The sequence below is a fragment of the Psychrobacter sp. JCM 18903 genome, assembly GCF_000586475.1.
Lineage (GTDB): Bacteria > Pseudomonadota > Gammaproteobacteria > Pseudomonadales > Moraxellaceae > Psychrobacter.
Genome location: NZ_BAWJ01000002.1, coordinates 143323 through 163280 on the forward strand (window position 1 = coordinate 143323; position 19958 = coordinate 163280).

Genomic DNA, 19958 nt, shown 5'->3' on the forward strand with positions numbered 1-19958 from the left:
TTGAGTAAGTTTTATTGAAAATATCTGATACTTCACTGTATTCAATAAAAACCAATCGATAAAAAGAGTCTGCCATACTGAAGTTTTTTATTGTCAAGGACTCTCAGCAAACGTCTGATCTACCACCGCTAAGGACAGCAACCATGATCGTATCTAAATCTACTACCGCTATAAATGACAAATCACCTAGCAGTACCCATCAATCAGTATCCATTACGACGGGCAAGCCTGTGATGCTACGCTGCCTATTATCCGTCGCTATTGCCAGTAGCTTGCTGCTCGTCGGTTGTGGCGATGACAATGACTTTGATGCTGTCATAGGCTCTGACTCTGCGACGTCAGTTAAATCAATCAGCTCATTTAACACCGCGCAAATAAATACCCAGTTTGGTCTTGATGGTACGGCAACCCTGATGCCAAATGCGGTATCAAAATCGAAAAAGTCAGCTATCCGACAGTAGGGGCAGCGGGTGAGCGTACCAACGCGACAGCAGCTTTGATGCTACCAAGTGGCGACAGTGCTGACTGTCAAGGCGATCGACCTATCTTGCTGTATGCTCACGGCACAACTACGGACAAAGGCTACGATTTTAGTCAAGTCGCTAATCCTCAAAATCCAGCAGCTGGTGAGGCGGCATTAATCGCTGCCAACTTTGCCGCTCAAGGCTACATCGTCGTTGCACCAAACTATGCTGGTTATGATGAGTCTGATCTTGATTACCATCCTTATTTGGTGGCACAGCAGCAGTCGACCGACATGGTAGATGCTTTAGATAGTGCCCGTACAATCATCGAGCGACAGAAGCGTGCCAATAATACCAATTACGACAACATTGATGATTCAGGCAAGCTATTCATCGCAGGTTACTCGCAAGGCGGCTACGTCACTATGGCAACCGCTAGATTGCTAGAGTCACAAAACAAGTCAATCACTGCCATTGCGCCTTCATCAGGACCTTATGCTTTAGCAGCATTTGGCGATGAAATATTTAGAGGAAACGTCAATATTGGAGCGTCTAGATTTGCGCCATTACTTGGCATTGGTTTACAAGAAAAGTATGGCAATATTTATGGTAAAAAATCAGACATATTCTTGGATAAGTATGCTGATGCCCAGTTACCAAGTGAGACAGCATTTGGCGACTTAGTCACGGCGGGCAAACTGCCCAATAATGCTCTATTTCAAAAGGACCCTACCGACGCAATATTTGCTGGTTTATCACAAGGGAAGTTGTTTTCTGTGCTGGGCGGTTATGATGAAAATGACTATTTGATTAAGACGGATTTTCGCGCAGCTTATGTAGCGGATACCATTAAGCATCCCGATGGGTTAATGACAGAAAACGGCAACAAAATGCCAGCTGTAGCTCCTGAGAATAACTTACGTAAAGCACTAAAGGATAATGACTTACGTGGCTATGTGCCGACAATGCCGACACTTATTTGTGGCGGTAACCAAGACCCGACGGTTTATTTTGATACTAATACAGGCTCTATGGTAGAAATATTACAAGCAGCCTCTGACAAAAACTCCGCCAAAAAGCTCAATATTACGGTATTGGATGTCGATAAAGACAATGCTGCTGAGCGTCCAGATAAATCGACCTTTATGATGATTGGACAGGCATCAATGAACAAATGGAATGCCACTGATATCGTAACCAATGTACAAACAAACTTCAGCAATAGCGTTGAAAAGGTGAAAGCGGATGCGACTGCACAAGGTGGCGTGCCGTTATTGGCTTTTTATACCAACTATCATGGCGGCTTAGTTAGCCCAGCGTGTACGCAAGCCACACGTGAGTTCTTTAATCAGGAATTTAAACCTGCTTAATAGAAGGTCTTTTAACTATAAAAAATAGCCTGACTATCGAAAAACTGTATCCACTGGATGCAGTTTTTTCATGAATATCATTTAATCATCAATAAGAGAAAAATATGAAATCGATAATATTATCACTAATAGCCTGTGTCTTTATCACAGCTCCGATCAGTCAAGCACAGGCTAAGAATACACCTTGTTCGGGCAAAATGGGCGGCGTATCTCACTGCTCAAAAGATGGTAAATTTGTTTGTAAAAACGGCAAAATCAGTCAATCAAAACAAGTATGTCGTTAAAGTTGTTTTTACCCTTGTCATTAGAGTAAAAAAAACCGCTAATCAGCTGTTTTGCTTAATTTTAATAACAGCCAGACGCCCCTAAATCAGCAAATTTGTGCTAAAATAGCTTCTTTAATTGAACATTATTTTTAACAAAAACCGTATCACTATTTTCCTATTGTTTTGCACCTTTGACAGTGCTTTTTTAGGGTCACTATTCTGATAGTAGCTGCGCATTGATGCAGCTATATTTTTGTATAACCCATGAGTATCTTGAACAAACGTGTCAACATTAGAAAAACAATGTGAGTGAAGGAGTGTATATGAGCGAATCGGTCAGTCCTATTGGCATCGTAGAGGAACTAAAGCAATCCTATCTGGATTATGCGATGAGCGTGATTGTCTCGCGTGCGCTGCCTGATGTGCGTGATGGGTTCAAACCTGTACACCGCCGTGTGATGTACGCCATGCACGTGCTATCTAACGACTATAATAAGCCATATAAGAAGTCTGCACGTGTCGTCGGCGATGTCATTGGTAAATATCACCCACATGGCGATAGTGCGGTCTATGATGCCATTGTGCGGATGGCGCAGGATTTTAGTTTGCGTTATCCGATGGTTGACGGTCAAGGTAACTTTGGTTCGATCGATGATGATCCTCCGGCAGCGATGCGTTATACCGAAGTACGTATGACCAAGCTGACGCATCAGATGCTTGCTGATTTAGACAAAGACACGGTTGATTGGGAAGACAACTACGATGGTTCTGAGCGTATGCCTAGCGTCATGCCAGCGCGTGTTCCAAACTTACTAATCAATGGTGCGACTGGTATTGCTGTTGGTATGGCGACTAATATGGCGCCGCACAACCTGACAGAAGTGATTAATGCTTGTTTGGCTTATGCCGAAAACCCACAAATATCAGCTGAAGAGTTGATGTCACACATCTCAGGTCCTGACTTTCCTACAGGTGGTATCATTTATGGTCGCGCTGGTATTTTAGATGCTTATCGCACGGGTAAAGGTCGTTTGCACATCCGTGGTCGCTATCATATTGAAGCCATGAGTGATACGGGTGTCAACCGCGATCGTGAGCGTATTGTCTTTACCGAAGTACCTTATCAATCTAATAAAGCCAAAATGATTGAGCGTATCGCAGAACTCGTACGTGATAAAAAGATTGAAGGTATTAGCGAGATTCGTGACGAGTCTGACAAAGATGGTATGCGTATCGCCATTGATTTGCGTCGTGGTGAGACAGCTGAAGTTATCGTTAATAACTTGTTCTTGCAAACGCCGCTCGAATCAAGTTTTAGTATCAATATGGTTGCGCTCGATAATGGTCAGCCGAAATTACTGACTTTGCGTCAGCTGATTGCCGCTTTTGTACGTCATCGTCAAGAAGTGGTGACACGTCGTACGATTTATGAATTAAACAAAGCCCGCGTCCGTGGTCATTTGCTCGAAGGTTTGACTGTTGCATTAGCCAATATCGACGAGATTATTGCAACAATTAAAGCCTCTGCAAACCGCGGTTTGGCACGTGAAAGCTTATTAAATAATACGTGGGGTTCAGGTAGCGTGGTGGCGATGCTGACCGCTGCTGGTAGCCAATCTGTGCGTCCTGACTATATCGAAGGCGAAGATCCTAAAGCACCATTTGGCTTGATTGAGGGCGAAGAACGTTATCGCTTATCACTTGAGCAGGTCAACGCGATTTTAGATATGCAGTTGCATCGTCTAACGGGTCTTGAGCAAGACAAATTGACCGAAGAATATCAGGATTTGCTACGTGATTGCTCATTTAGAGTCTATTCTTGGTGATTTTGATAAGCTAATGACTATTATCTCCAATGAGATGATTGAGATTCGTGATAACTTTGGTGATGAGCGCCGTACTGATATCATTGACTCACGTACTGACTTTAACCGTGAAGATTTGATTCCTGAACAAACGGTTGTCATGACGGTCTCACGTACTGGTTATGCAAAAACTCAGCCGATTGACGATTATGTCGCACAAAAACGTGGTGGTAAAGGTAAGTCTGCAACCGCAATGAAAGAAGATGATGTGATTGATCATTTGGTGGTGACCTCAACGCATGCTACCGTATTGTGCTTCACGGATAGCGGTCGTGTCTTTAGCTTACGTGGTTTTGAAGTACCGATTGCCAGTCGCGGTGCTCGCGGTCGTCCATTGGTGAATTTAATTGGCTTGAATCCTGATGAAACTGTTACTACTATACTACCGATTCCAAAAATAGTGGAAGAGCTATCGGTAAAAGGTGACGCGTTAACAGATGCTCTAGTAGATGGGGATGATGATTCATTAGACGCTAGCACGCAAGCAGAGCCACCTTTTGTATTCTTTGCAACTGCCAATGGTACGGTGAAGCGGGTAGAGCTTAAGCAGTTTGCTAATATTCGCTCGAACGGCTTGATTGCGGTTGGACTAGAAGAGGGCGATAAGCTGGTCAGTGCTCGTATCACTAATGGTAGCCAAGAAGTGATGTTGTTTGCATCCAGTGGTAAAGCCATTCGTTTTGATGAAAATGATGCTCGCGTGATGGGTCGTACGGCTAAAGGTGTCCGTGGTATGCGTTTGGCGGCTAATGAGTCTATAAAATCATTGGTGGTGATCGAAGATGATGTCCGCGAAATCCTTATTGCTTGTGAAAACGGCTTTGGTAAACGTACCTTTATCGATGAGTTCAATACCCAAAATCGTGGCGGCGGCGGTGTGATTGCTATCAAAACCAGTGAGCGTAATGGTGCGCTAGTAAGAGCCACTAAGGTTGACTCTACAGACGATATTATTTTAATCTCTGACAAAGGTACGTTGGTTCGTACGCCCGTTGAGCATGTCGCTAGCTCTGGTCGTAATACGCAAGGTGTGACGCTGATTCGTCTATCAAAAGACGAGAAGCTGGTCGCTATGGCGCGTGTTGAGCATGAAGAAGGTGACGATGAGCTGGTTGATGCCATGAGAGAAGACGGTACATTTGATGTGGCAGGTCAAGAGCAGATAGATATCGATGCAGCTACTGGCAACACAGCAACGAATGACGTTATGGATATTGCTACTGACAATGAAATAGATGTTGACAGTACAGACGGTGAAAACGCAAACGACGAATAAATGTCTCAGTAGTTAGCTTTTTGATCTAGTCTTATATGATTGTTCTATAAAAAGCCTCTGACGTTATCGTCGGAGGCTTTTATTTTTTCCTGTACGTCATCTATTGTTAGAGTCTGCCTTTAGGGCGTGTCATCAATTAGCACATTAGTACGTTTAGTGGTCTTAAAATGGCTATATTTTGCTAAACATCGTCAGCAATTTTGTCAATATGTTCATATTAACGGCAATTGCTTCCTTGTTTATCTACAGTTTTTCTCATTTTAAGCCTCACAATCTAATTGATGACACGCCCTAAGTTTCTGCTGCTCTAATTTTTTATCAATAATGCCCATAAAGTTCTATTTTTTAAGGCTGTTGTTATGCTCTCGACCAATCAAACTTTCCAAGGAACCCTTGCTTCGATATCATCGAGCTTTTTATTTTCGATGATGTTTGTGTTTGGGCTATTTATGCTGCCTTTGACAGGTACGCAGGTAGCCTCATGGCGCGTGCTCATGATGCTGCTAAGTTTGCTATTGTTGGTCAGTTTTACCAAGCAATGGCAACACGTTTTTGATTATTTGAAAACCTTAAAAACTCCGAAAGAGTGGCTGATATTTATTTTGCCCACACCGATTTTGGGTGGTCAAATTTGGCTATTTATGTGGGCACCAGTCAATGGCTTTGGTCTGGATGTCACCTTGGGCTATTTTTTATTACCGCTGGTGATGATTGTACTTGGTCGATTTTTTTATCACGAGCATATGAGTGCGTTGCAGTGGGTGGCCGCGCTATGTGCAGCCTTAGGTATTGGCTATGATATCTTTCAATATGGCTCAGTATCTTGGGTAACGTTGTTTGTGTGCTTGGGCTATCCACCCTATTATCTATTGCGGCGTAAACTGGCTGTGCCGCCTATCACAGGGCTGTTGTCTGATTTGGCTTTGTTAACGCCAGTGGTGCTCATTATGTTGTATTTTAGCGGCGGCTTTAGTACGGCAGCACAGGACATCAAGTTCTGGTATTTATTACCACTGCTAGGAGCCTTTAGTGCACTGGCGATGTCCTTAACCATGATTGCCAGTAGCAAATTACCCGTGTCATTATTTGGGGCGCTAAGCTATGTCGAACCTATGCTGCTGTTTGTTTTATCCATCACTGTTCTAAGTCAAAGCCTCGATGAAGGCGGCTCTTTATTCATGTATGGTATGGTAAGTTTGGCGTTACTGGTGATGGTTACTGATAGTATAAAAGGTTATCTTAAGCGCCGCCGTGACAATCATTTGCATGGCTATCGAGAGCCACAAGTGGGCGGGTTTCCGCCGCGTCGTCGTTTCATAGATCAGCGTATTGATGGGGTTTTAACCGCGCATCGTTTTCGCAAGATTCGGCGCTATCAAAAAAAGATGGATAGAATACAGCAAAAAATCGAGCAGCTGATTGCAAAATAAGCCGCTGAATGGGTAGGTGAACGCTTTAGTGAAGCAGGTGTATTGCTTATCTATTCTGACTTTGACATAATACTGACCATAAGATAAACACGATATATTCCAAGTATTTATCTCAATCTTATATGATTATGTTGTAGATAACAGAGTTTATAGATCAAAAAGCCTTCGACGTCCGCGTCGGAGGCTTTTGTTTTTTTCTAAAATTGCCAAGGACGTGCGCTCATTTTTCAAGGTTGTCGTTATGCTTACCAAGAATCAAACGTCGCAAGGTACCATCGCCGCAGTGGCAGCAAATTTTTTATATTCATTGCTATTCTTATTTGGTCTATTGATGCAGCCGTTGTCAGGGACGCAAGTCGCTTCTTGGCGCGTACTGATGATGCTATTGAGTCTGGTGCTGCTGATTAGTGTGCTTAAGCAGTGGCAGCATATTTTTGATTATCTAAAAACCCTAAAGACACCCAAAGAATGGTTTTTATTTATCATACCCACACCAATATTGGGCGCGCAAATCTGGATATTTATGTGGGCACCTGTCAATGATTTGGGGCTTGAGGTGACACTGGGTTACTTTTTATATCCAATGATTATGATTATGGTTGGTCGGTTTTTTTATAACGAAGACATGAGCTTGTTACAATGGATTGCCACCATTTGCGCAGGCGCAGGTATTGCTTATGATGTCTTTCAGTACGGCAGTATTTCTTGGGCGACTTTATTTGTTTGCTTGGGTTATCCGCCTTATTATCTACTGCGTCGTAAATTGGCAGTGCCGCCGATTACAGGCTTATCTCTGACCTTGTTTTATTGACGCCGGTGGTGTTGATTGCTTTATATCTCAATGGCGGGTTTACGCTGGCGATATCTACCGATAAGTTTTGGTATCTGTTGCCACTATTAGGCATTATCAGTACGGCTGCGATGTCATTGACTATGGTTGCCAGTCAAAAGCTGCCCGTCTCATTATTTGGCACTTTATGCTACCTTGAGCCGATATTTTTATTTATATTTTCCATCACGATTTTGCATCAAAGTATCGATGAGGGCGGCTCTTTATTTATGTACGGCATGATTTTTGTCGCGTTGTTGATGATGATTGTGGATAGTGCGCTTGGTTACTTAGCACGTAAGCGTGATGACCGTTTGCATGGTTATAATGAGCCACAAGTGGGTAGCTTCCCGCCACGTCGCCGTCTGAAAAACCGCCGTATTAAAGGTGTGTTAACCGCGCATCGTTTCCGTAAAATTAGAAAGTATCAGCAAAAAATACATAAGATGACACGCAAAATTGAAGAGCTGCATTCAAAGTAGCACCTGCCAGCAAGTCGATATAGACTGGACTTAGCGGGCAGTATTTTTCGTCATTACTCTACACAGTTTCTGTGTTAAAGAGGCATTAATTACGCTATTATCGATAGCATTGCTGCCACGCTTAACAACGTTTGCTAATGGAATGCGTGGCACCAACTATACATATTATGACTTATTCACACGATAACTTATTCACATTATAACTAGGATGGTTTATGTTACACCTTCATCATTTAGCAAATTCGCGCTCATTTCGTATTATTTGGCTGTTAGAAGAGCTTGGCGTCGATTATCAATTGACTTGCTATGAGCGCAATAAAGCATACCGCGCGCCTGACAGTTTAAAAAAAGTACATCCACTCGGTCATGCACCCATGTTAGAAGTAAATGACCGTGTACTCATCGAATCAGGTTTTATTATTGAATACTTGTTGAAGCATTATGATAGCGAGAAACAGTTCAAGCCTGCGGATGATAATGAAGCGGCGTGGGAGGCTTACACGTTTTGGTTACATTTCGCTGAAGCATCCGTGATGCCGCCATTGGTCATGCGTTTGGTATTTACCAAAGTGGTCGAGCAGTCGCCCATGCTCATCAAGCCTGTGAGCAAAAGCATCCGCAACCAAGTCGAAAAAAATATGATAAGCAAAAGTCTAGATGCTATATTGGCCATGATGGAGCAGCATTTGCAAGACAATCATTGGTTTGCAGGGGCTGAATTTAGTGCCGCTGATATCCAAATGCATCTTGCGGTTGTGGGTGCTAATGCTGGTACAGGATTAGATAGCAGTAAATATGCCAATATCTTAATCTGGCTAAAACGTTGTGAAGAGCGCGATGCCTTTAAGCGTGCAGAAGAAAAGGGTGGTCGTTTGCAGTTCTAAACGCGGCGGATTTAATCGTTCATAAATGACTGGTTTAATATTAAAATAAAAGGTTTTGTTTATTCATAGACAAAACCTTTTTTAGGATAAGAAATGACAGACTTAAATAAATCGCATAACAAGCATACTGATGTCGATACTGGCATTGCTGCTAAGCCCGCGCTTGATACTACTGCTGACAATGTGAACCATCAGCAGGTATCTATTAAAGCATGGTCACAAAAATTGCTCGTGGTTATACTATGTATTGCCAGCTTTTATGGCGGCTGGAAATCTTATGAGTCCAATATGGTCAGTGAATGTACGGCCAATGGTGGGCAGATGGTTGCAGCGCAAAAAACCATGATGTGCCAATTGTCATAGCAGATAAGTATCATGTGTAAGAGAGGTAATCTATGTTGAAGCTGACTTTTTTGGGTACCTCTGCTGGTGTGCCAACCAAGCAGCGTAATGTGACTGCACTGGCGATTGAATGTCTGAATCCTTATTTATCTGGCGCCCAGCAAGTCAATCAACCACAGAATGTCAATCAAAATAAAAAATCGCGTCCATGGCTACTGATTGATTGCGGTGAAGGCACGCAGCAGCAGCTATTGCATACCAAACTGTCTTTGCATCAACTAGCCGCTATCTGTATCACCCATGTGCATGGCGATCATTGCTATGGTCTGCCAGGACTATTGGCGAGTGCCGCGATGTCAGGACGCCGTGAGCCGCTGACGCTTATTGCTCCAAAAGCCATCGCGACATTGCTCGAAGCCATTACCTTAACCACGGAATTGTATTTACCCTTTGCTCTCAATTTTGTAGCCATTGAAGAGGTACTGTCTGAGCAAAGTGATACAAACAAGGTAAATATTCGCTTAAGCGACCAACATCAGCTTGATATCGATATCACGCCGCTAGCACATCGGGTTGCTTCTCATGCATTTGGTATCACGCAGACTATCCATCATCGCACGCTTGATACGGATAAACTGCTAGCGCAAGGTATTCCTGCAAGCGTGCTATGGGGTAAATTGCAACAAGGTCACGATGTCATCACTGGAGATGGTCAGCAGTTATGTGCAGGTGATTATGTCAATGATGAACTATCACGAACGCGAGTAGTGGTGGCTGGTGATAACGATACGCCAGCGTGTCTCACTGCGGCGTTGGTTGATACGGATTTATTGGTGCATGAAGCGACGTATACGCATGAGGTGTTGACTAAGATTCAAGGCAAAAATCCAGAGTTTGATCCAATGCATAGTAGTGCGCAATCGGTGGCGGGTTTTGTAGAAAATAGTGGCGTAAATAATCTAATTTTGACTCACTTCAGCGCTCGTTATCAAAGCTTTGATAATCCTAATAGCAGCACGCCCAACATGGCGCATATTCGCTTGGATGCCGAAAGTGTTTATCAAGGTAATTTATGGTTGGCAGCCGATTTTGACCAATATATGGTCGATGGTGCCGTTGACTTGGCAGATATTAACGAAAATAATCGCGTACAATATTTGGGTTCTGCACGCGGTCGTTAAGCACTGAGCGTCATCATAAACATAACTTTTAATGAAGCTTTACAATGGATTGTCTTCAGCTGCTAATCGTGTCTGTCCTATCCAGTAGCGGCTAAACTGATATGCCACACGTCCTGAACGTCCACCGCGCTCTGATGCCCAGCGCAACGCTGCTGCTCTGATGTTATCAGGTAGCGTCTTATTTTTTTCTTCATTATTACTTTCTTTAACGTCATTCGCATTATCTAGATGGCGGTTTGGCGAAAGTGATAAATAATGGCGCACGATGTGTAAATAGGTATTTTGATCCATTGGATGAAAGGACAACCAAAGCCCAAAGCGATCAGACAGCGATACCGTCTCATCGATGGTTTCATAAGGATTGACCTCATCGGTTTGACCGTTATAAATATTGACATTGTCTTTCATTAGCTGAGGCAATAGGTGACGGCGATTACTGGTCGCATAAACCAACAACTTATCTTGCTCTGAGTCTAGCGAGCCGTCCAATACGCTTTTTAATGTCCGATAACTTTCATCTTGACCGTTAAACGCCAAGTCATCACAGTACACCACATAGTGACAACCACACTTGGTCGGCAGTGCATTAATGGCGGCGCGTATCTTATCAAGCACTCGCAGGTCATCACGGGCAATTTCAATAATGCGTAATCCTTCACTATGATAGGCTTGTAGCAATGCCCGAATCAGCGATGATTTGCCAGCACCACGTGTCCCTGTCATCAAGACATGATTGGCAGGATAGCCCTTTAGAAATTGTCGTGTGTTTTGTACCAGTTTTGCCTTTTGCGTATCGATACCATGCAAATCATCTAAACTTAAAAATAAGTTCACTGCCAATGGCTCCAAATGTCCATTATGACCACCGACCCAGCGATAGGCCAGTTGTGCAGGATCAATCTCGATAGTGGGCGTGACTTGCCCTTGTAGATACTGTCCGAGTAAATCCAATAAATGGTCGGGCAGGGCGTAATTCGTAACAGGCTTAGTGGATTGGGACATAATACTCAGTCGCTCATAAAAATTAAAATGACATTTGGCATACTAGCTATATAGAGGTATCACTTTACCATGAAAAATAGTGCCAGTAATTCCTCTAATGCAAAAGCGTGTGCAAAACAAGCATTACAAATGCAAGCGCAGCAAATGTTGCCAACATTGACTACGTTATTTTCAAGCTTGAATTATAGCGAGGTATCACATCAGCGCATCAGCCAGCAAAGTAACAATAATAATAACGAGAATGACTACCAAGGCTTGACGCGTGCCCAGCATCCACAATTTGGTCGAGTGATGATTAAATGGCAGTTAACGGCTGCTAGCAATCAAAATTTGGCTGGCTTAACCCATGAAATCGGTGTTCTAAAATCTATCAATAATTTATCAGCCAACCAAAAGAGATTTCGAGACAGTCTTTTTGCTATTGCTCCGCCAATGCTCGCTTATGAAACGCTAAGGGTACAGGTACTAGATCAGTTTTCGCAGCTGACGATACTTACCATGCCATATTATCTCAGTGGTAGCTTAGCAACTCAGCTTAATGTTCGAAATCATTCGTCATTAAATCTCAACGAAAGCATCATTTTATTGTGCAATCTGCGCACCTTATCGCCACTCTACATAGTGCTGGCTGGTTACATAATGATATTAAGCCCAGCAATATTTTGCTAGATGATTTTTTGCCAAATCATGCGGATGATAGCTGTATCAAGGCTGATTTATTGTTAACCGATTTTGCTTTAGCAGAATGTCTTAACGCCCCAATTTTGGCAAGTCCTGCTGGTACACCTGCGTATCTTGCCCCTGAACGCTGGCAAAGTCAGAGTCAGAGTGCAACAGTGCAAAGTGATATCTATGCGTTTGGCATCATGATGGTTGAAATACTAACAGGCAAGCGACCGTTTCAGATAAGTGCTAACAGCGATGATAAATTACAAGCGTGGGCTATTGAGCATTGCCAACAACCTATTCCAAAGTTGCCATTTGAATATAGTCACTATCAAGGTATCATTAATAAAGCATTGGCAAAGCGGGTGGAGAAAAGGTATCAGAATATGAAGCAGATACTTTTAGACTTAGAAAGTATTGACAGCTAATGGCTCTAAACAAATAAATCGGAAAATATAAATCCACCAAACTCTACATACAAAAAGAACAGACACAAAAAAACTGCTAGAAAGCAGGCTTTGATATTTGGTCTAAGATGTACTATCCGAAAATGGTGGGGCTGGAGAGACTCGAACTCTCACACCTTGCGGCGCCAGAACCTAAATCTGGTGCGTCTACCAATTCCGCCACAGCCCCATTTTCCGTTACTCTATCATTATTAGCGTTTAAACTCAAACACAATATAGACAGTTAACTGATTCGGTAGTGCGTCTCAGTGGTTGGCTATTATATAGAGTTTGAAACGTTTGGCAACCCCTATTTGCATTTATTTTTAAATATTTATCATTTATTTTCACTTGTTTTTATAAGCTATTGATATTAATGGTATTCATGTTTATGAGTTTGCGCCTTTAATAACGATTATTTTGTCCTTCTTCTGAAGAAATATCTAATTGCTGTAATTTGCGTGTCAGGGTATTGCGCCCCCAACCGAGTAAATTAGCAGCAGCGATCTTTTTGCCACCACTATGGTTGAGCGCTGCCGTCAATAAAACACGTTCAAACTCAGGGGTTGCCGTCTGCAAGATATCGGTTTCTCCTGTTTGTAGCGATTGCTCAGCCCAAGCAGCCAACGCTTGTTGCCAACTTGAACTGTGGGAATGAGGGCGTATTTGGTCATTGTGAGTCATAGCTTGTGAAGGCTGACTTTGCTCTTGATATTCTTCTAAATTAGACGAGATATTTTCAAGTAGCTCTGGTGGTAAATCATCCACCATCACGGTGTCGCCTGTGGCCATCACTGTCAACCAAAGGCAGACATTCTCAAGTTGGCGGACATTGCCACGCCACTCAAAAGCCTGCATGATGTGTAGCGCTGTCGGATGTAACTGTTTCTCTGCACTATTCATCTGTTCAGCAGCGCGCTGCATAAAGTAATGGGCTAATGCTGGAATGTCTTCAGGTCGTGTCCGTAATGGCGGCAACGGCAAGCGAATTACATTGAGGCGATAAAAAAGATCTTCACGGAATTTGCCTTGTTTGACCAGTTCTTCTAAGTTTTGATGAGTAGCGGCAATGATGCGTACATTCACTTTGACCGGCTGCTGTCCACCGACGCGAAAAAACTCACCATTGGCCAGTACTCGTAGCAGCCGAGTTTGGGTGCTATAAGGCATATCACCAATTTCATCTAGAAATAATGTCCCACCATCCGCTTGCTCAAAACGCCCTTGTCGCGTCGTCGTCGCACCAGTAAACGCCCCTTTTTCGTGACCGAATAATTCAGATTCAATTAAATCATGTGGAATGGCGGCCATATTGAGGGCAATAAAAGGTTGCTGGTGACGCGGTGAATGCTGGTGCAACGCACTGGCGACCAACTCTTTACCCGTACCTGATTCACCAGTAATCAAGACGGTAATGGGTGAGTGCGCTAAGCGCCCAATGGCACGAAACACCGTCTGCATCGCTTGTGATTGCCCAATGATGCCACTTGGATTGTCATTAGCGCTGATGGCAGGTTTAACTTTGATTTTAGGGCTGGATGTTTTATTGGTTTTGCTGACCAGAGTAGCCTTGCTAGCAAGCTTGGGTCTGGTATTGGGTTTTACCTGCATATTGGGTAAAGTATCTGATGAATTTTTGGTAATTGTCTTCGGAGTAAGTTCAGCTGTAGAGTTTGCTGCCGCCGCTGCCAGCATATTGGGCTGATAATTAATGGCTTTATAAATCGTGACGACTGCATCATCTAAGTCAAAAGGTTTTGGCAGATATTCAAAAGCACCTGTTTGATAGCTATTAATAGCAGAGGTGAGGTCGGAATGCGCCGTCATAATGACAATGGGCAGCTTAGGGAAATGCTCATGTACCCAATCACTAAAAGACAAACCATCCATCATGGGCATACGAATATCGGTCAATATCACGTCAGGCAACTGAGCGGCTGATTCCTGCTGTTGCAAAATATCGTTGAGGCGTGTCCACGCCGCTTGCGCTTGGGTAAAGCTAATAACCGTCAATCCTGCGTCTTCAAAAGTATCTGCCAACACCAAACGCAATGCTGCATCGTCATCGATAAGCCATAACGTTGCAGGGTTAGCATCAGGTGCATTATTGACCGTTACTTTTGTAGCTTGATTATCAGGTTCTCGGTTATCAGACTCTCGGTTACTAGATTCTTGACGGTCTGATGTTTGGGCAGAGCCTTGATTGTCGCTGTTAGATGTGGCGTTGTCATTATATGCAGTCATTTATCAGGCCTAATAAGCAAGTGATTCAGGGTGATTGTTTCATAGGTTAGGTCATGGTTTCTAAGCCTTGGGTGCTGGCTGTTTTAAGCATGGTGCGTTGGCTGATTGAAAGGCAAGTACAGCGTAAAACTGGTGTGTTGATGGTTATGATTGTTTTTGACACTGTCGTTAAGGTTTTTTGATAGCTGGGAGCTCACGTCAATCATACCATGGTGATGACTGATGATATCTTGCACGATAGACAATCCTAGCCCCGTCCCTGCGGCACGGCTGGTCACCATTGGGAAAAATATCTGTCCGATCAATGCCGGATCAATGCCTGAACCGTTATCGGCAATATTGATTTGTAGCACTTGCTTGTGCTGTTGCCCAGCAATGGTATGTTGAAAGGCAATGCGAGTTTGAATGTGTAGCGTTGGCTTATAACTGGTGCTGTCGTGATTGCTCATTTGTGAAGTGACAGGTTGTCGCAGCTTAGGCTCGGACAACTCTCTTTGCTGCAGCGTTTGCTCAAACTCAGTCATCGATTCACAGGCATTATTAATCAAATTTAAAAACACCTGTATTAGCTGATCTTTATCAGCGCATAACTCAGGCAATGACAAATCATAATCGCGCTGTAGCGTCACTTGCGGATATTGATTGACGACCAAAGATAAAACATGCTCCAGTGGCTCATGGATATTTAGCGTTTGCCAATTTGGTAATTGATTGGAGCCAAGGAATTTCCCAATAAGATGGGTTAGACGGTCCGTTTCTGAGATGATGATATCAGTATAATTTCGCAGTTTTTCAGCCGTTTTTTGCAGATGGCTATTCGGGTTTATCATAGGATTTGTGCCAAGAATAGCAGGAGGAGCACTATTAAGAGGCGAGGCGTCACTGAATTTGATGAATTGCCGCTGTAATAATTGCGCCGCCCCGCGAATACCGGCAAGCGGATTTTTGATTTCATGAGCGACCGAGCGCAGCATATGACGGGCAACATTATATTGTTGCTGTTGGCGTTGCTCCTCTGATATGCGACTTTGGCGATCCTTGCCCCACATCTCAATAATAAAATAAGGTTGCTGCTCATAAATGACAGGGGTCACGCTATAATCAACTGAGAATGATAAATTACCATTTAGCGGTGTGCTGATAAGGTGATCATGATCGATAAAGGGTTGTTGATACTGCTTTGCTTGCTGAAATCGTTCTTTCAAAGAACAAGTTTGTTCATGAGTATCTTCACCACTACTTTTATCGACAGTTACATGGTTGTCATAGTTGTCATGGTTATCACTGTCATAATTGCTGTCGGCTGATTTCAATGCTTCTGATGCAAGCAGGGTCAATATAGACTGACCCAGTAAGCGTCCACTACTAATAGCGAGTAGTTGTTCGGCTTGGGCATTTAGCCAAGTGATCGATAAATCATCATTGATCCATAAAATAGCGGTGAACAAATGCTGTGACATGAATGCTAAGTCAGGTGTCGGTTTTACGGTTGTTAAATGGGTTGTCATGCTATTGCCTAGAATAAAAGAAGACGCGATATAATATTTAACCATAAATCAACACTATAGAGCGGCAAAACTGGCGATTTTTGCAAAAAAACGTACAATGCGCACAGCCAATTTATCTCTAGCAAGGTCAGCCATGCCCAACACTTCTACCGAGTCGGTTAATACGACTGTTACTACCTCACCGTCAACTTCTACGCCAACAGATTCTATGTTAAAAGACACTGCCACCGTTTTTAATCCTGCCAAACCAAATATAGCACAAGACAATCAGGCAGATGTTAGTCAAGCAAACACTAACCAACCTTACCATCATAAAGCCAATCACAATCAAAACCGTAGCATTGAGCAAAGCAGCGATGTGGTTTCAGCAGCGTCAGCTAAAGCAACAGCGACAGCAGCGACTATTAATGTGCCAGTGAATGCAGCGCCAAAGATTGGGTTTGTGTCACTAGGTTGCCCAAAAGCACTGGTAGATAGTGAGCGCATTATCACTGAGCTTAGCGTGATGGTTATCAAGTGGCGAGTGATTACGAAGGTGCAGATCTAGTTGTCGTGAATACTTGCGGTTTTATTGAGTCAGCAGTACAAGAGTCGCTTGATGCCATCGGCGAAGCGATTAGCAAAAACGGTAAAGTCATCGTCACAGGTTGCTTGGGTAAAGAAGCAGATAAAATCCGTGAAATGCATCCCGCTGTATTGGCAGTAACTGGCGCTCATGCTTATGATGAGGTCATTAGAGCCGTTTCGCTGCATGTGCCCAAGCCTGACCGCAGTCAGGACGCTGGTTATGATCCAAAGATAGATTTGATTAATGAGGCGGGTATCAAATTGACGCCAAGCCATTATGCTTATCTAAAAATCTCAGAGGGCTGTAACCATCGTTGCACTTTCTGCATCATTCCAAGCTTACGTGGAGACTTGGTTTCACGTCCAATTGATAGCGTGATGAATGAAGCACTGGCGCTGAAAAATGCTGGCGTGAAAGAATTGTTAATTATTTCGCAAGATACCTCTGCTTATGGACTGGATTTAAAGTATAAGACCAGTTTTTGGAATGGCATGCCGCTGAAGTCGAAGTTTTATGACTTGTGCCAAGCCTTAAATGACTTAGGCATTTGGGTGCGCTTGCATTATGTCTATCCATATCCGCATGTCGATAAAGTGGTTGAGCTAATGGGCGAGAAAAAGCTACTGCCTTATCTCGATATTCCGTTTCAACATGCCAGCCATCGCATCCTAAAAGCGATGAAACGCCCAGCGCATAGCGAAAACACCTTGGCGCGTATCCATGCATGGCGTGAGATTTGCCCTGATATCGTCATTCGCTCAACCTTCGTTGTGGGCTTCCCTGGCGAGACAGAAGAAGATTTCCAATGCTTGCTTGATTGGTTAGTAGAAGCTCGCCTTGATCGTGTTGGCGCGTTTACTTACTCAGAAGTCGAGGGCGCAGTGGCTAATGACCTGCCAAATCATGTGCCAGAAGAGATTAAGCAAGAGCGCTATGAGCGTTTGATGACGCTGCAACAAGACATCTCAGCGCAAAAGCTACAAGAGAAAGTCGGTAAAACCTTGATGGTATTGGTCGACGAAATTGATAGTGAAGAGGGCATTGCTATTTGTCGTAGCTATGCTGACGCACCAGAGATTGACGGTCACGTCTACGTTGATGAGATTACCGCTCAAGTTAAAGTCGGACAATTCCTAACGGTTACGATTGACGACGCTAGCGAGTATGATTTGTTTGCCAGTTACAAAGGCTAAGCAGTCACTGTAGCTGATTAGTCACTACAATATACGAGTGAAAATTGCCCAATCGCGGGCAGTTTTTGCTACAATTAGCGCAATTTAGCCTTTTTACACGTTTGTCATCAGTTGCGGTGCTTCCTATATAGTACCTCGGTGATGACACTTCGAGTAAATTAGAAGGCAAACTCTATTTGTGTTTTACCGCTCATTTTAATTATAATTTAATGCTAACAAGGTGACCTCATGTCTGACAAAAACCCGCGTTACTCTCGTATCTTGCTGAAACTCTCTGGTGAAGCCTTAGCTGGTGGCAAAGAGATGGGGATTGATAGCGAAGTGCTCGATAAGATGAGCTTGTCTATCGCCCATTTGCGTGGTCTCGGTGTTCAAGTCGGTATCGTGGTCGGCGGCGGTAACTTATATCGCGGCGCGCAGTTGCAACAAGAAGCTTAGTCGGCCGTGTGACTGGTGATCAAATGGGTATGTTAGCAACCGTTATGAATGGTCTGGCGATGCGTGATGCGCTTGAGCGCCGCAATATTAAAACCCGCCTGATGTCAGCCTTGCCAATTGGTGAAGTGACCGAAAGCTATAGCAGTCGCAATGCCATTCGCTATCTCAAAAATGGCGAAGTATGTATCTTTGTTGCTGGTACGGGCAATCCTTTCTTTACCACTGATACGGCTGCTTGCTTACGTGGTATTGAAATTGAAGCTGGCTTGATTTTAAAAGCCACCAAAGTAGATGGCGTTTATGACAAAGACCCAAGCTTACATGATGATGCAGTTAAATATGATGGTTTAACGTTTGATGAAGTATTAGAGCAAAAACTTGGCGTGATGGATTTAACTGCCATCGCCTTATGCCGTGAGCACAACGTGCCGCTACAAGTGTTTGATATGACCAAGCCTAATGCGTTATTAAACGTCATTATGGGCGAAAATGAAGGCACACGCGTTTATCACTGATTTGCCTGAATACTCTAAACGCTCTGAACGCTCTAAATATTAATACGAGAATACCAGTCATTAAAATTAGATTGGTCACTAATAACTACCAGTCGCTAATAATTAGTAGTGGACAACCGTATATTTACTAACAAATGAATGATTTATCGATAGCGATAAATAAGGATATCTAATGATCAAAGAGATTAAGCAAGACGGCGAAGCGCGTATGCAGAAAACACTGGAAGCGCTTGAGAGCACTTTTAGCAAAGTCCGTACAGGGCGCGCACATCCAGGTATGTTGTCAGGCGTGATGGTTAGCTACTACGGGTCGCCTACACCTTTGAATCAAGTAGCGAGTGTCAACGTTGAAGACTCACGTACGCTCATGGTTCAGCCGTTTGACCGTACCATGGTACAAGCAATTGACAAGGCCATTCGCGAAGCAGATTTGGGTCTCAACCCAGTGACCGCCGATGTGATTCGTGTGCCAATGCCTGCATTGACAGAAGAGACACGCCGCGACATGCAAAAGCTTGCGCGTGGAGAAGCAGAAAGTAGCCGTGTTTCTATTCGTAATATTCGCCGTGACATGATGAATGACATCAAAGAATTGGCCAAAGAAAAAGAGATCTCAGAAGACGACGAGCGCCGTGCCAGTGATGACATTCAAAAAATCACTGACAAGTATATCGAAACCATCGATAAACGTTTGAGCAAAAAAGAAACTGACTTGATGGACGTGTAAAGCACTGGTTTTTCGATCATTTTAGAAAAAATCCGTTATGTCATATCCTTATAATAAGCAGCCAATCTGTCAGTACTATTGGCTGCTTATTATTGTGTAGATGGTACCGATAATAGCGTCAATGTTATATCAATCGGATACGGCAATAGGCTTGCTCAGATTTGTACACTGTATTTTATAAGCGTTATCTTGCAAACTAAATCACGCCCATAGATAGGTTTATGATAAGTTTGTGAATTATGGTTATGACGCTTTCTAATCG

General features: G+C 43.4%; 15 protein-coding genes, 1 tRNA gene and 3 pseudogenes. 15 read left to right on the forward strand and 4 right to left on the reverse strand.

Translation table 11 applies throughout. The annotated features are described in order from the left end of the window. The first annotated feature begins 143 nt into the window (after positions 1-143). The 10 genes and pseudogenes from TT12_RS02145 (at position 144) to TT12_RS02180 (ending at position 10389) form a co-directional block, all read left to right on the forward strand. A complete protein-coding gene (locus TT12_RS02145; protein WP_045451769.1) occupies positions 144-461 on the forward strand; it encodes a hypothetical protein in 318 nt (105 codons plus the stop codon). Positions 462-499: 38 nt separating this feature from the next. Beyond that, positions 500-1834, forward strand: a complete 1335-nt coding sequence (locus TT12_RS02150; RefSeq protein ID WP_207803963.1) for an alpha/beta hydrolase family protein — start codon at positions 500-502, stop codon at positions 1832-1834. Positions 1835-1938: 104 nt separating this feature from the next. Next, a complete protein-coding gene (locus TT12_RS15150; RefSeq protein WP_193009516.1) occupies positions 1939-2118 on the forward strand; it encodes a YdcA family protein in 180 nt (59 codons plus the stop codon). A 305-nt stretch (positions 2119-2423) separates the two neighbouring features. After that, positions 2424-5241, forward strand: a pseudogene (gene gyrA, locus TT12_RS18125) (DNA gyrase subunit A). Positions 5242-5600: 359 nt separating this feature from the next. After that, complete coding sequence (gene rarD / locus TT12_RS02160; RefSeq protein ID WP_045451773.1) at positions 5601-6671, forward strand: EamA family transporter RarD; 1071 nt, start codon at positions 5601-5603, stop codon at positions 6669-6671. Between the two features lie 241 nt (positions 6672-6912). After that, positions 6913-7482, forward strand: coding sequence for an EamA family transporter RarD (gene rarD / locus TT12_RS16185; protein WP_243443260.1), 570 nt, complete (start codon positions 6913-6915; stop codon positions 7480-7482). Positions 7483-7490: 8 nt separating this feature from the next. Then, positions 7491-7982, forward strand: a complete 492-nt coding sequence (locus tag TT12_RS16190; protein ID WP_243443261.1) for an EamA family transporter — start codon at positions 7491-7493, stop codon at positions 7980-7982. A gap of 215 nt (positions 7983-8197) precedes the next feature. Beyond that, entirely contained in the window at positions 8198-8866 is a 669-nt protein-coding gene (locus tag TT12_RS02170; protein WP_045451776.1) for a glutathione S-transferase, read from the forward strand. Between the two features lie 93 nt (positions 8867-8959). Then, positions 8960-9229, forward strand: a complete 270-nt coding sequence (locus TT12_RS02175) for a hypothetical protein (protein WP_045451779.1) — start codon at positions 8960-8962, stop codon at positions 9227-9229. Positions 9230-9261: 32 nt separating this feature from the next. After that, entirely contained in the window at positions 9262-10389 is a 1128-nt protein-coding gene (locus TT12_RS02180) for a ribonuclease Z (protein WP_045451782.1), read from the forward strand. A 39-nt stretch (positions 10390-10428) separates the two neighbouring features. Here TT12_RS02180 and TT12_RS02185 read toward each other — a convergent pair whose 3' ends face one another. Further along, positions 10429-11391, reverse strand: a complete 963-nt coding sequence (locus TT12_RS02185) for an ATP-binding protein (protein WP_045451785.1) — start codon at positions 11389-11391, stop codon at positions 10429-10431. Between the two features lie 69 nt (positions 11392-11460). Here TT12_RS02185 and TT12_RS16195 point away from each other — a divergent pair, with 69 nt between their 5' ends. Both TT12_RS16195 and TT12_RS16200 read left to right on the forward strand, forming a co-directional pair. Beyond that, a complete protein-coding gene (locus tag TT12_RS16195) occupies positions 11461-12060 on the forward strand; it encodes a hypothetical protein (protein WP_243443262.1) in 600 nt (199 codons plus the stop codon). After that, positions 11979-12485: a serine/threonine protein kinase gene (locus TT12_RS16200; RefSeq protein WP_243443263.1), complete on the forward strand. Its 507-nt coding sequence runs from the start codon at positions 11979-11981 to the stop codon at positions 12483-12485. Before TT12_RS16195 ends, TT12_RS16200 begins: the two co-directional genes overlap by 82 nt. A gap of 123 nt (positions 12486-12608) precedes the next feature. Here the strand turns inward: TT12_RS16200 and TT12_RS02195 are convergent. The 3 genes from TT12_RS02195 to TT12_RS02205 all read right to left on the reverse strand — a co-directional run bounded on the left by TT12_RS02195 (position 12609) and on the right by TT12_RS02205 (position 16255). After that, positions 12609-12693, reverse strand: a tRNA-Leu gene (locus TT12_RS02195). 215 nt (positions 12694-12908) lie between these two features. Further along, on the reverse strand, positions 12909-14747 hold the full coding sequence (locus TT12_RS02200; protein ID WP_201605317.1) for a sigma 54-interacting transcriptional regulator: 1839 nt from the start codon (positions 14745-14747) through the stop codon (positions 12909-12911). 83 nt (positions 14748-14830) lie between these two features. After that, the gene (locus TT12_RS02205) at positions 14831-16255 is read right to left on the reverse strand and encodes a two-component system sensor histidine kinase NtrB (RefSeq protein WP_045451788.1); all 1425 of its coding nucleotides are present in this window, start codon (positions 16253-16255) and stop codon (positions 14831-14833) included. A gap of 133 nt (positions 16256-16388) precedes the next feature. On the opposite strand from TT12_RS02205, the pseudogene rimO reads away from it, so the two are divergent. The 3 genes and pseudogenes from rimO (at position 16389) to frr (ending at position 19696) form a co-directional block, all read left to right on the forward strand. Beyond that, positions 16389-18016: pseudogene (rimO, locus tag TT12_RS02210) on the forward strand (30S ribosomal protein S12 methylthiotransferase RimO). A gap of 228 nt (positions 18017-18244) precedes the next feature. Beyond that, positions 18245-18969 (forward strand): annotated as a pseudogene (gene pyrH, locus TT12_RS02215) (UMP kinase). 172 nt (positions 18970-19141) lie between these two features. Continuing rightward, positions 19142-19696, forward strand: coding sequence for a ribosome recycling factor (gene frr, locus TT12_RS02220; RefSeq protein ID WP_045451790.1), 555 nt, complete (start codon positions 19142-19144; stop codon positions 19694-19696). The last annotated feature ends 262 nt before the right edge of the window (positions 19697-19958 follow it).

Excerpts from the sequence above, each read along its gene's own strand:
- TT12_RS02185 (WP_045451785.1), bottom strand. The coding sequence starts at position 11,391 with ATGTCCCAATCCACTAAGCCTGTTACGAATTACGCCCTGCCCGACCAT.
- rarD (WP_243443260.1), top strand. The coding sequence starts at position 6,913 with ATGCTTACCAAGAATCAAACGTCGCAAGGTACCATCGCCGCAGTGGCA.
- TT12_RS16195 (WP_243443262.1), top strand. The coding sequence starts at position 11,461 with ATGAAAAATAGTGCCAGTAATTCCTCTAATGCAAAAGCGTGTGCAAAA.
- TT12_RS02145 (WP_045451769.1), top strand. The coding sequence starts at position 144 with ATGATCGTATCTAAATCTACTACCGCTATAAATGACAAATCACCTAGC.
- TT12_RS02175 (WP_045451779.1), top strand. The coding sequence starts at position 8,960 with ATGACAGACTTAAATAAATCGCATAACAAGCATACTGATGTCGATACT.
- TT12_RS02205 (WP_045451788.1), bottom strand. The coding sequence starts at position 16,255 with ATGACAACCCATTTAACAACCGTAAAACCGACACCTGACTTAGCATTC.
- TT12_RS02180 (WP_045451782.1), top strand. The coding sequence starts at position 9,262 with ATGTTGAAGCTGACTTTTTTGGGTACCTCTGCTGGTGTGCCAACCAAG.
- TT12_RS15150 (WP_193009516.1), top strand. The coding sequence starts at position 1,939 with ATGAAATCGATAATATTATCACTAATAGCCTGTGTCTTTATCACAGCT.
- TT12_RS02150 (WP_207803963.1), top strand. The coding sequence starts at position 500 with ATGCTACCAAGTGGCGACAGTGCTGACTGTCAAGGCGATCGACCTATC.
- frr (WP_045451790.1), top strand. The coding sequence starts at position 19,142 with ATGATCAAAGAGATTAAGCAAGACGGCGAAGCGCGTATGCAGAAAACA.
- rarD (WP_045451773.1), top strand. The coding sequence starts at position 5,601 with ATGCTCTCGACCAATCAAACTTTCCAAGGAACCCTTGCTTCGATATCA.
- TT12_RS02170 (WP_045451776.1), top strand. The coding sequence starts at position 8,198 with ATGTTACACCTTCATCATTTAGCAAATTCGCGCTCATTTCGTATTATT.
- TT12_RS02200 (WP_201605317.1), bottom strand. The coding sequence starts at position 14,747 with ATGACTGCATATAATGACAACGCCACATCTAACAGCGACAATCAAGGC.